Here is a 13,389-nt window from a genome sequence, read left to right on the forward strand (position 1 = left end):
ATCAATCACCTATTTTTATTAAATTCTCATCAAAGGTGCCTGTTCTAGTCCTTCTACTACCTAGGCTTTTTATACTGTCTGCAGCTTTCCAAAATCCACCATTATGTTTATCTACATCAGGTGTAATGTAACGTAATTCTCTGGGAGCTTTATTATTTACAAAAACAGGCTGCCCATGCGAACGTTCATTAACTTTTGAGTAACCTAGCTCTGATGCTTTTTCCTTATGGCTTAACTTGGTTACATTAGCATTATCTGGTTGCGAACATTTATTAGTACTCAACCCCAGCGGATCTACCCACTCCAGCGGGTTATGCACATATCCCTGCGGCCTGATACCACCCGCCAGCCCTATCGGGTCCGGGGAGATATACTGCCCGGCCTCCGGATCGTAGTAGCGATGGCGGTTGTAGTATAACCCGCTTTCCGCGTCGTACAACTGGCCGGGGTAGCGCAGGTCGCAGCTCGTTTCCTCGTTGGCGGCGTCGCCCAGATAGCGCCGCAGCGCCATAGGTTTGCGGGCTTCGCGGTGGGCGCCCCACAGCTGCTGCTCGCCGCGCCAGTGGACTTCCCCTTCTTCGCTACAGAGTTCGCGCGCGGTGCCGGTGAGATCGGTAACGATGTAGTGCAGCTGCGAACGTTCACCCTGCGCATCCAGTTGCGCCAGCGGGCGGAAGCTTCCCGGCTCGTACACCCACTGCAGCTGGCGGGCCGCGCTGCCGTCGGCGAGGTAATGTTGCTGCCCGACCAGCTGGTCACCGTCCCAGCGGTAGTCGATGCGGGCCATGGCCTGCGCCGAAGGCACATTGCCCTCGCGTGCCTTACTGACGCGCCGCCCGAACGGATCGTAGCGGTAGCGCCAGCGCGCGCCGTCGGGGAGCTGAATACGCACCAGCCGGTCGTGAACGTTCCACTCGTAGCGCGTCTCCTGCGGACGAAATCCGGCCGGCGTGCGGCGCTTCATCACCAGACGGCCGCAGTCATCGTACTGATAAACGCTGTCCCCGCGCCGGATGATGCGTCCCGCGACATCATACTGTGCGGTTTCGGTGACGGCGTCCTGACGCGTGGCGCCCGGTGCGAGAGAGGCCACGTCGCACAGGTTCTGCTCGCTGTCGTAGCCAAACAGACGCGCCTGGCGTTCCCGGTTTTTATCGCGGCGTTCGGCGGTGATCTGCCCGGTACCGTTGAGGCGAAACGCCTGGTCGCCCCAGTGGCTGTCGCTGATCCCGGTCAGCCGGTCAAGGGCATCATACTGATAGCGGCGCTCAAGCGTATCGCTGACCTGCCCGCCGTCCGTCTCCAGCTTCTGACGCGTCAATAATCCGGTCGGCGTCCACTCGTGCCGCAGGGCGAACCCCTGGCCGTTACTGCGCTGCTGTTCATATCCCTGTGCGTTGTGGCTGAACGACAGCGGCTGATGTTCGCCGATACTCAGCGTAGCCAGGCGCCCGTGCTGCCAGCTGAGACCGAGCGAGGCGAGCAGCCCCTCCACCACCGCGCGTTGCCCGGCTTCATCGTAGCCGGAGCGCACTTCCGCGCCGTTGATGCTCTCGCTGACGATATGCCCGGCCGGGCTCCAGCGGTACTCCACCAGCGCATCCGGGCCAGCGGCTTTGATCAGCCTGCCGGCAAGATCGTAGCCGAACGTCGTGATGCCCTCGCTGTCACCGTTGGCGCGCAGCGCGGCAATCTGCGTCAGCTGCCCTGCCACATCGTACTGATATACCTGTGTACTGCCATCCGGTGCGTAACGCCGGGTAAGCTGCCCGGCAAGGTCATACTCATAACGGTAGACGCGGCCATCATAGTGCTTCTCTTCACACAGTCGCCCGCAGGTGTCGAACCGGTAAGACCACGTCTTGCCCTGGCTGTTGGTAACCCCGGCAAACTCCGCTTCGGCGTTATAGTGATAGCGCACGGTCGCGCCCAGCGGGTCGGTGGCTTCCAGCAGGTTATCGAACGCGCCATAACGCAGAAGGTGCGTCTGCCCGAGCGCATCCTGCACCGCGGTGAGATTGCCTTCGATGTCGTAGCTAAAGCGGGTTGAGGTACCGTCTTCATAAATGACGGTGGCCGGTGTCGTGCGCGAACCGTGATACTCCCAGCGGCGGATCTGCGTCCCGCTTTCATGGGCGATATGGCGCTCGGTCAGGCGATCCTGACTGTCATAGAAGAAGCTTGCCGGTGGTGCGCGATCCGGTACCAGTCGCTCAAGCAGGCCGCGCCGATCGTAGACGTAGCGCTGCACGCTGCCGTCTGGCGCGGTGGCCGCGGCCAGAAGCCCCTGTTCGTTCCAGGCATAGTACCAGGCGCGTCCTTCAGGATCGCTGGCGGTCTCCACCTGCCCCAGCGCGTTGCGGGTGTAGCGCCAGACATTGCCCAGCGGATCGACCCAGCCCAGCAGCTGCCCCTGCTCATCATAATCGTAGCGATATACCGCCCCGTCTGGACGTTTCACTTCGACAATCTGGCCCCAGTCGTTACGCGTGAATTCCGTGCGGTTACCGAGAGGATCGATTTGCGCGACCAGCTGGTTATTAACCCACTCTCTTTTCTCTTCACCACCGTCGGGCGTGCGGCGAATCAGGATGTTATTCCGCTCATCGCGGATGTAGCTGATCACGCCGCCAAATCCGCTGCGGTAGTGGTTGGTCAGGTTATCGTCGTCATAACTGAACCGCCCCGACCAGTAGCCGCCGGCGCAGTTATCGCTCAGCGCCCGTCCCTGCTTGTCATAGGAATGTTCCACCCAGGTATGAGCCAGATCGTTCCAGCGCAGCAGCCATCCTTCGGGCGAATATCGATAGTCGAAGCTGTGCCCTTCGTCGGCACGCACGCCGGTAAGGTCGCCACTGTCGTTATACTGATAGCTCACCAGCTTTTTAAGCGGATGGCGGGCGGCATCGCAAAGCGTCAGCGCTGTCACGCGATGGTGACGGGTCTCAACGTGGATCAGACGGCTATCCGGCAAGGCAATCCAGCGCAGCCACGTGCGTTCCCACAGGAAGGTGGCGCGATTACCCGCCCGGTCTTCCATTGCCGTGAGGCAGAGCTGGTTCCCGAGCGCGTGTTCAAACTGATAACGCATGCCATCGAGGTGGATCATCGTTAACACGCCGTTGGAGCGTGTCAGCCGCCACACCGGATTCGACTCGGCCTTGAGGATTTCCCCCTCGTTCGGCAGCGCGTACCAGACCTCGTTAAATTCACCGTCCATCATCCTGACCAGGCCCTTTTCCAGCGTCAGGCTGATATCCCAGTTGCTACGCCAAAGCCGCCCCAACAATCCCGGATGACGCTCGCCCGCCGAGCGGTAATAGCGTTTCATCGCCAGCGGGAACAGGCCACCGAGCGCAAAATCGGTCCGCCAGTCAACCACCGCCCCGGTCGCCATATCGACCGGCTCACCCTCTGTGTCGCATCTGGTGGTGCACTGTTTCGTTTTCTGGTCCTGCTCGGCGGCCCGCTGTTTCGCTGCGGTATTGTCCGCCGCCTCGTCCGCATTCCGGCCTGCATTTTGCGGAGCCATCGCCTGGGGTTTACCATCCGGCCCCTTGACCTTGTAGCTGCCTTTCGTTTTGGAGGACGCCGTAAACCGGGTGATCACTTTGCCGATGAATTCATTGAATTTGCTGTCGATTTCCGCCAGCGCCTGGTCGAATTTTTTGATCAGATCGCCCATCGCCTTCACCATGGCGTCGAAGCTCTCTTTCATCAGGGAGACGATCCAGTTGCCTTTCGCCGCCGACTCGGCGATGACCTTCACCAGCGCGGCGTGGATATCCTGCAGCAGCTTTTTCGCCTTCGCACCGTACTCACGGATGCTGCTGCGCATGCTGGTCAAGCCTTTAATCAGGTTGCCGTCTGAAAGATTACGGATGGTTTTGATGGCGAACTGAATAGATTTGGCGTCTGACTTGCGCAGTGCTTTGATGATGGCGCGTCCGGCGACCTTAAGCGCATCCCCCAGGCCGGGGATGATACCGATGACGCACAGCGCTCCATCGGCAATGTGCAGATTGTCGCTCAGCAGCGCCGGGGTTTCGTATGAGTGGTAGCCCCACTCACCGATGGCGTAAACGTCCATCGCCTGGCCTACCACGGGAATAAAGCCGAGAGCTATTTCGCAGAACAGCAGCAGCGCCGCGTTGTCGTTGCCTTTATCGGCGACTTCTGCGGCAAGGCTGTGGTGGATCTTGTTAACGGCGCGCTTGAGATCCGGGCTGCTGCGGTTGATCTTGCGGTCAAGTTCCCAGAAACGCGTATAGGCTTTGCGGTACTCGTCGGGGATGGAGGTAAACAGATTGCCGAAAATACCGCTTTCATCGACGTCGACCTCGCTGTCGCTGCTGTCATCCGCGTCATATTCGATCAGCCCTTGCTTGCGCAGGATCAGAAACAGCGTGAAGTACTCGCCAGCGATACGGGCATACTCCGGATTGCTCTGCAGCACCGGGTTGTTGGCGACGGTCTGTTTCGGCGTGAATTCGTCTGAGCCCTCCTCCATCAGCAGTTCGAACGGGCCGCAGCCCATGTCATGAACAAAGCAGAGCCCGTTGGCATCCGTTCGACCTTCAATCTTTTTTTCGTTACTGTCGGTCAGTACAAAGGGGGCGTTGGGTACCGGTTTTCCGGAATCGTAGTGGTAATAGATGAGGACTTCGCAGCCGCATTTGGTACAGCCGCCTGAGATCTTGTTATCAGTACTGAAGTTTTGTTCGATGGCCTTGTTACTTTCGACCAGCGTAGCGGATTTGTTCTCGCTCATGTGACATCCCTTTCCGTTCAGGCATTTTCCAGGTGTTGAATCGCTTTCTCAAACAGCCGATCCATGCGGTTTTGCGTACCGATATACTCCGGTTGGCCGAGGATGACCTGCGCCCAGTCAGCATCGATAAACGCGGGCTCCAGTTCAGTCGCCAGCGCCAGATAGCGAACAATGTCGCGCTCGCTATTAAATCCACGCAGCTGCGCCGCCTCGCTCTGCTGCTGGGTAAACGCCAGCACCGCGTCGTCGTCAGCATCACGCCAGCGCCCGTGGTATTCCCGCAGATGGGCGATATAACGCTGAAAGACATCCAGCTCAGATGGACCGAGCAGCGCGAGCCACTGCGCGTCGCTGAGGGTGCGCGGCGGTGCGGCGACGGCCACCTTTTCACGCCGGGTTAAGGTCAGGCTCTCCGCGCTGCCTTCCGGAGTGAGCTGCCAGAACGTACCGATCGGACCATAAAATGCGCTGGCCTCCTGCACGGTGCTCGCCTCCAGCAGCGGCTTCACGACCCGCCAGTCGCCGATGCGTAAGATGGCTTCTTCTCCGGCGGGGGTAACCACCGTGTTCCATTCCCGGAGATGCTTCTGTAACGCCTTAAGCTGCTCCTGCGCCGGCATGGCGCGCATAAACCAGTCGAGCTGAATACCGATGCCCCAGCCGTACTGCGTCAGCAGTTGCTCGCGCACCGCGTCCCAGTTCTCCGGGTTGACCGGGAAGCAGTATGGTGAGATCGAGGCATGAACGCGGCCGGTTTCCCCCCAGTAAAGGCGGGTGTGTTCCAGACTGCCGCCCCAGCGTTCCGCTACACCGGGAACGGCGCTGTTTGTCGCGGCTTCGGCAATAACGAAGCAGCCTCCCTGAGCAAGTTTTTCCTGCCACTGCGCCTGGGTAGATATGCTGTGTAAAAGAAATGCGTGTGAAGTATTCACGGGTCAACTCCGTAAAATAAATTTCCGGCATCCCGCCGGCTTTGAGTATATTTGAGTAGTAGTATCGAACCAGGGTTGAAATTATGTTGTCTGGGGTGAACATGAACCCCTGTGTTACAGGCCTGACGAATTATTTTGAAGTAATCTGGTCTGGCAAATGCTATCGATATTGTTGTTGCAGCCGGGACTTGATAGCGGCGGCGTTTTTATATTTGAAAACTGACTCGGCACCGCCCAACTCACCATCAAAGCCGCGAAGTTGCGGATCGTTATTGATTAAAGAATTACTGACAAGAGTATGGTTTTCATATATATAACCGTAAACCTGCCAGGCATAGCCGTTGATTCCCTCTGCACGATGCACCTGGTGCCACGAGAGTAATACAATGACGTTTTTTCTGTTTTGAATGGTCGTGAAAAAGACTGACTCCACCGTTGGTTCATCACCCTCAACGGGGTATGTATCTACCCTGACCACGCCGCGCTCACTTTGCCAATAAAGCCCTAACGGATAATCTTTATCAGTTTCGCGCTGAATGAAAACGGTGTCGGCAGCATCAATTGTGAATGGCCCCTGTATCACTTCAGGACTAGCGAGTGTGCTCAGCGGGTATGACAATAGCGTCGCAATTAAGAGAGAACAGCGCATATCGTTTCTTTTGTCCCTGATAGCATTTATTTAGTTGAGGACGGCATTCTTAACACCCACCGAATTAAACTGAATTGATTAAGTAACAGATAATTACGGCTGCAGGGATTCACGTTTGATCCATGCAGCCAAGGGCCGACTTTTAGTGGTTATGTAGCCTATCAGTAACCACTGCTGATCTTTAGATGTCTGTATCACTTTAACGTTGTCGCCGGGAATTAAGTAAGAACGGGTTGCGCTGGCATTATCCGGTAGTGAATGTAGATATGTTGTCATTGAGATCGTGGCAGAGTGACGCAGGCTTTTAATAAAATCAACAATCACTGAATCTACATTTTTTTGTGAGACTTTGTTCTCTTTAGCAAGCCGTTGCCATGTGCTTATATTATCTTTACTGATCGGATCGCAGCGGAGCTAACCATTAACCTCTTTTAAAGCTAGCCATGAGAGTTGTTTATATGGTTTATTAATATCAGGCCGAAACGTGAGAAAATCGAACTTTTCAGCATTCGGCTCATCGGAACTTGCAAGTTCATCACTATCCTTTTTCCAATCATATCCGCAGGCTTCACCATCCCAGTCACTAATGATGCATCCCGTGCGCATATCTATAACACTACAGTAAGCTTTATCAACATACTGCTCGCCCCTTCCATCAAACATATCGACATATCCACCTGCGACACTATTCACCACAAAATATCTGCCAGAGGGTGATAAACGAGAGCTACCGTCTTCTACAAAATACCGTCCCTCAATGCTAAGGTTTACTCTTTTTCCTTTGACCTCATAAAATAATTGCCCCCATGCATTACGATCATAATTTTTTTCTGTTTTCTTATCCGAAAATATTAACGCAGATCCAGAGGGTGACACCAGTCGAACATCAGCAAGGGCAGCAGATATGAAAAGATAGGGTGCAAGAATCACAAGTGATAACGCCTTAAGGCGTACTTTGATAATTTTTTTCATGCGCAAATTCGTCTTTGTTAGCATCTGACAATGCTTTCTTTCATTAATCCAGGGTTGTTATAACCCTGTGGATGAAGGTACGGTCGAAATCACTGAAATTTTAATAAATATATCCAGTCATAAAATATCAGCAATGTTAAGCCAGGCTACAGCCCGTTTGCCCTTCGACTGATAACTGACCTTTACTAGAGGATGGCTATACGCTTCGATTAGTACTTCATCCCCTTTAATCAAGTAGGGCCTTCTGGGTTTGTTGGTGCCAGAATCATTAAGTAAAAATGCTTTATCGCTACTAATTAAGCTTTTGACCGGTTCTTTTAACTGGAGATTGTCTGCATGCAGTAAAGCATCGCCTTTCACTTCAGTAAGGGGGTAAACACTCTTAGCAATACTCTTGTCACATAATGTCATCACTTCTATACTCTGCATGTCATCAGGCGAGGTTATTTTCGTTTCCCGGCAAGCAGAACGTAAGGATGGCGTAGCGCCGCCTGAAAATTCATATATCCAGGTATCACGCGGGTACGCAATGACTAAACTGACGCTTTCATTGGAACTGTGGTTTAGGAAAATATTGTTTTCATTAATGTCCGGCTCAATAAGAGAGCTATTACGATAGGCTTCACTATTAATATTGATATAGTGCAGTTGATATTTATCATTTTTCCGGATGATAGACCACCGACTACCTTGAGAGTTGTTATCGTCAATCCGTCGCCAGCGAAGGATGACACAGTGGTTAATAACACTAAAATCATTGTTCCGTATGAAGTAAAATTCATTATTCATCCCTTAATGAATGGATAGAAATCCACTTCGCGACACAGCTTGTATACCACTTACAATGCCTTATGCTCGCGGTCTATCTAATTCACAGTGATAAACTCGAGCGAAGTGAAGCTGGGTGACGAGTTCTGCTTATAATATCATTACATTCATAGCGAAAATTTCATTGTAGAAGTCTGGTTTTCCTCGTCAGTCCGTCCAGACTCAAAATTTATCAGGATAAACACCCTGAAATTAAAAATAATGCATGGTCAAATTATTTTTAATATTGCGCTTCATATTTAATCGCAACATTCGCACCTGAAGCTTGCTGGTCGAATATATAAATTTCGGCTTCACCATCTTCAGTCACCGTTAATTTTAATACAGTACCACTTTCCCAATGATACTTTATTTTCTTTCCATCCAGTTCATACTCTGCATCATTTTCCGGCAACATGCCTCTTAAAAACCCTTGTTTGTCAGGGCTAGATTTGCTCAATAACTCATATGAATCCGCTATACTCATGCTCGGGAAAAAACAAGTATAGCTATCTATCCCATCATAGATGCGGTCGGAGTTTTCTTTTCTACAGAAATCGAGAAAATTGCTGTTCCGCGAACTATCACTCTTCTCATTATCACTTTTTAGTTGCTTAAAGAAGATAACATAGTCTTGATCTATTATTGTTAAATAATCACCAATCGCTATGATTTCATCATATGGTGACGGGCAACTATCATCAGGATTGACTGAAGTTATCAAATTGATTTCAGTGGGTATTGCAATACCATTGTTTTTATATAAAGCCTCGTAGAGATTTGTTGTTTTAGTTGACATGAAGTATGCAGAAAGTGTTTTTCTGATACTCACATATTCCACTGAGCAAATATTACTATTTTTTGATGTTTTATTTGTGATTGTTAGATTTTGCTTGGCAAAAACAAGTGAAATATCTTTATAATTTTCTTCTGTTTCATGAATGAAAACCGGATCGCTTTTGCCTAAAACATTTGCATTTGATACCTTATCATAAAACCATGGCGAGGCGTCGGTGGGACTATTCGCTATCACTATTCCTGAATACAAGAAACATAACGCACAGATTAGACCAAAATATTTTTTCATAAACTTCACTGACCTTTAATGTGAGGAATCATAAACACCAGTCAAAAAAAGACTATGCTCTTTATTACGCCGAGCTATAAGGCCAGCACTACCTCCATTCGTGATATCCAGAAATTCACTTGATGCTCCTTCATAATCTCCAGCGTTTAGCTTGTCTCTCATTAACGGAGCTTTTCTCATTGAACCCATATTGAATAACAAACTAACCAAAGCATCAAATTCATGTTGATAAAGATCAACGCTAATAGCTTTTTTTAACTCATTGATATAATTGGGAAGCCTCAACTCAAATAACTCATCAGCTTTCGCCTTTGTTATTCCATCTTTAAATTCATCTGATAGCTGAATATTTTCACATCTTTGCTTAGCAATTAAGTGACCATATCCAATGGTACAGAAGCCTTCTGAATCATTATAAGCTTCGGATTTAAAATCTTCCCAATCCTTAATGAATCTTTTCCCTTCAACAGAAAGCATTAGATCTTTGATAGCTATTCGGTCACTAACCGACTCTTTTGCGTTATCAAATGTGTTTCTATAGCCCTCTTGAAGTATTTCAAGTGGATCATATAAATCCTGACGGCGTTGAAACGGTGGATTTTGAACATTGTTTGGTGGGGGCGTTTTTTCTTGACCTGGATAGTATTCAAAGTGAAGCATGTATACTGTCTCACCAGGTATGATATTTGGATGGTGACCGGTTGCAGGGTTAATCATCAAGCCTGTCTTTGCAACGACATCTCCTTGTGAAACAGATGTACCAACACTTACCTTAATACTTCTAGGGTCAACCTCTCCATACCTTATATAGAAATGACGACCATCACCAGTTGTATGTTGTATCGTGATTTGCCAAGTACTATAATAATAGTGAGTAATGCTTTTTACGATGCCATTGCTGATCGCAACAATCTCAGTATTAGGCTCGGAGTAGAGATCACGAGCAGCATGCTTCCTGGCCCCGTTGGATCTATTTCTTCCAAATATCGCTTGCGAAGCATTATTATCGGTCAAGGATGCTCCCCAATAGTAACTTTTCCATTTACCTTTGATATCATTGTTAGGTTTAACCTTAAATGGAAAGATGATTTCTTTAGTTCTCTTTTGCATTACTGCATCAATAAATTCCACCGGATGAAAATGCCACAGCGCTTCATCTTTCGCTAAGGCGGGAACCTGGCTCATCCATTCATGGTTATCAATCCATTTCTTTACGTAGTCCTGCCCGTCTTTCGGCAACGACGCGAGCAACGCTTGCCAGCGCGGATGCGCGCTTTTACCGTACCATTCGCTTTCGTGCTTAACGATGAGACGGCGCAGCAGCATTTCAACTTCCTCATTTCTGTTCCGTAAGCCCTGAAGCACCGCGGACCGGTACAGGTCCAGTTCCGTTGAAGATATTTTGCCGTCGCCATTAGCATCCAGCACCTTCGCTATCTGCGAATAGTATTCGCTAAGCTCCTGACTTTCCAGCGCTCTTTCGGGATGAATGGCCCCGCCGATGAAACTGAACGCTTTGCCAAGCCATTGTTCGCCCAGGCTCTGCTGAAAATCTTTTGCCGGCTCCTGCTGAAGCGGGGTAAACCGCAGGGCTTTCAGATCGTGCTGGATAATCTCCTTCACAGCATCCTGTTTCATCCAGGTATGAGGGCGGAGCTTATACCAGGTGATACCCGCGTCATCTTTAAAGGGGCTGGCATCATCGCGGCGTAATAATTTTCCCGCATCCGTACTGGTCGTGACATCCATTACGGTAAAGGTTTTCTTGTCGCCCTTCTCTTCGCAGTAGTACAGCGGCTGATTTCCCTGTACCTCCAGGTACATCGTGCCCTTAGTCAGATGTCCCGGATTGTTCAGGAAAGCCGGCATGTTGGTGTCGTTACTCAGCACCTCAATATGCATAAACCAGTCGCTGAGTACGGCACTGCCTTTGCCCGGTGCGTCATCGCGGGCCAGAAAACCGATAGCTTCCCCGGCGCGAATGGCAACCGGCTCGGGTGGGATCACCACCGCATCCAGGCTTCCACTCTCCACGGCTTTTGCCATCCAGTCGGGGAGATACGCATATTTATCACCGAGCGGGGCCACATACTGCGGCAGGGCCGACGTCCAGAATTTTTCGCCCTGCGGCACGCCGTCTTTGACTTTCTGCGCCAGGCCAAACGGGGATGGCACGTCTGGCGGCGTGCGTCCCGCCAGGTCGCGTTTTTTTGAACGCAGCATAAACGTGATCTCTTCCGTGACCACGACCTTATCACCCGCGCGAAGCCTGCCGCTGGAATCGGGTGCCAGTTGACCTGGCTCTTCCGAGCCGCTGTACCGGCGCATACTCAGGCCATTACCTTGCTGCGTGACCTGGAACATCTTCATTTTGGGGAAACAGCTCAACGGCGCCAGATGCATATACAGGGTGTAAAAGGTGAGCCAGGTTGCCGGGTTGTCATCCGGCTTATGCACGGAACGCACCAGCACAAACGCGCTGGAGTTTTGCAGCATAACAGGCTCTTCACCCTCCACCGCCTCGCCATAGGGCTGCTGGTGATACTCCTGCTGAATGCGCCAGGCGACTATCTCGCCCTGCGCGATGCACTGAATGGGTATCGCCCCTTCCGGACTTTCCGCTGAAATCACCGCCTGGGGTGCGGCGTTGCGGCTGATATGTATACCGCCGTGCCACATACCATTATTTCCTGCCAGCCACTGCCCATGCTTTTCATTGCGAAGCAGAGCAAGCACTTCATCCGGGCCGGCAAAATCCTTGCCGTCCGCTTTCCTTATCGGGTAGCGCGTTTCCATAATGATTCCGTTCTGTTTCCTGTCAGCGTGAAAGAAGGGCTACGTTTTCAATCAGCTCTTCCGGATTGAGAGCCGGGGTCAGTGCCAGCAGCGGCGCGCCGCGTAGCACAGCCTGCTCTCCACAGTCATGGGAGGGGGATTGCCACGGCGTATCGCCGATAATCACATCGCCGCTGCCGGTAATAATTTTACCGCCGCAGTCGATGGCATCGCCGAGCCGTGCCGCGGCTTTACCGTTAAAAAACACGTTTGAGGATCCGGCCGCGATGGCTCGCCCATGGACGCCATGCGGGCTGCCGGAACAGGGGCAACCGTGCTGATCCACCGCGTCGCCTACCCGCGCGGCCGGTTGCCCGTTGATAATGACGTCCGGACTGCCCGCAATAACGGGCGTATCCGGAAAACACTCATGACCTTTACCGATATCATTTAATCGCGCTGCTGCTGGCATGATCTCTCCTTAGCGTCTGTCCGGCGCATCCGGCAGGGTCGGTTTCGCTGGCGCGTCCGGCTCAACGGAAACCGGCGCGGTGCCTGAACCGCCCGCGCCGCCGTCGTTTATTTTCACCACCGCCCCCACCATGGTGATGCCTGCCCCGTCAATTTTGATAAAGCCGCCCGGCGCTTTGATCGTCAGGGACTGCCCGGCTTCCAGCACGATGTCGGTGGCTTTCAGATAGCTGTCGGTATTGACCAGCACCCGCTGGTGCGCGCCGATCAGCAGCTCTTCCGAACCAGAGAGCGTGGTCTGGCGGCTACCGCCGATCGCCGTGACCACGCCGCCGCCGATAAAGCGTTTCAACGACTGACCGATATTCTGGAAGAAGCTGCGCCCGATGGACTGGTGGTGATCCTGTCCAATCTGCTCGATGTCGTCCTGCCCGATAGTGCGGTGACTGTGGCGATCGACGCGCTGATACTGATCCTGTTTTACGCTCAGGTGTTGATCGCAGCCCACGCTCTGACGATGGATATTGTAGATTTCGGTATCCATGTCTTTCTGGGCGCGCAGGTAGATCTGCTCGCGCGTGGCTTCATCCTCAAAGCGCAGTTCGTTGAAGCCCGCGCCTTTATGGGTGTCGGTACGCAGCGTAGTGCGGGTCTTGTGTTCCGGCAGGACGTATGGCGTCTGGTTGGTCGCATGGTAGGTGCGCCCGGTGACGATCGGCTGGTCCGGGTCACCCTCGAGGAAGCTCACCACCACCTCATGCCCGATGCGCGGGATGGCCACCATGCCGTACTGGCCACCCGCCCAGCCCTGGCTCACCCGCACCCAGCACGAACTCTGGTCATTCTGCGTTCCGTAGCGGTCCCACGGGAACTGCACCTTGATGCGTCCGTATTTGTCGCAGTAAATCTCCTCCCCGGCCGGGCC

General features: G+C 52.3%; 8 protein-coding genes and 1 pseudogene. All 9 read right to left on the bottom strand.

Annotation, left to right across the window (positions count from 1 at the left end; translation table 11 throughout):
- Position 1: 1 nt before the first annotated feature.
- Positions 2-4,771 (bottom strand): toxin C-terminal domain-containing protein, encoded by a 4,770-nt coding sequence (locus DW58_RS14710; RefSeq protein ID WP_024562369.1) that lies wholly within the window; start codon positions 4,769-4,771, stop codon positions 2-4.
- A gap of 17 nt (positions 4,772-4,788) precedes the next feature.
- Positions 4,789-5,703 (bottom strand): DUF4123 domain-containing protein, encoded by a 915-nt coding sequence (locus tag DW58_RS14715; RefSeq protein ID WP_024549781.1) that lies wholly within the window; start codon positions 5,701-5,703, stop codon positions 4,789-4,791.
- 160 nt (positions 5,704-5,863) lie between these two features.
- Entirely contained in the window at positions 5,864-6,352 is a 489-nt protein-coding gene (locus tag DW58_RS14720) for a hypothetical protein (RefSeq protein WP_024549782.1), read from the bottom strand.
- Between the two features lie 414 nt (positions 6,353-6,766).
- On the bottom strand, positions 6,767-7,324 hold the full coding sequence (locus DW58_RS20700; RefSeq protein WP_152525602.1) for a hypothetical protein: 558 nt from the start codon (positions 7,322-7,324) through the stop codon (positions 6,767-6,769).
- Between the two features lie 117 nt (positions 7,325-7,441).
- Positions 7,442-8,113 carry a hypothetical protein gene (locus DW58_RS14730; RefSeq protein WP_035886184.1) on the bottom strand — a complete coding sequence of 224 codons (672 nt, stop codon included), beginning with the start codon at positions 8,111-8,113 and terminating at the stop codon, positions 7,442-7,444.
- Between the two features lie 259 nt (positions 8,114-8,372).
- Positions 8,373-9,218, bottom strand: a complete 846-nt coding sequence (locus DW58_RS14735) for a hypothetical protein (protein ID WP_152525601.1) — start codon at positions 9,216-9,218, stop codon at positions 8,373-8,375.
- Between the two features lie 15 nt (positions 9,219-9,233).
- On the bottom strand, positions 9,234-12,014 hold the full coding sequence (locus DW58_RS14740) for a glycoside hydrolase family protein (RefSeq protein ID WP_024549785.1): 2,781 nt from the start codon (positions 12,012-12,014) through the stop codon (positions 9,234-9,236).
- A 61-nt stretch (positions 12,015-12,075) separates the two neighbouring features.
- Positions 12,076-12,465: pseudogene (locus DW58_RS14745) on the bottom strand (PAAR domain-containing protein); the annotation flags it as partial.
- A 9-nt stretch (positions 12,466-12,474) separates the two neighbouring features.
- The coding region (locus DW58_RS14750) for a type VI secretion system Vgr family protein (protein ID WP_029593055.1) at positions 12,475-13,389 on the bottom strand (915 nt) is incomplete at its 5' end.

Source organism: Siccibacter turicensis LMG 23730 (assembly GCF_000463155.2).
Lineage (GTDB): Bacteria > Pseudomonadota > Gammaproteobacteria > Enterobacterales > Enterobacteriaceae > Siccibacter > Siccibacter turicensis.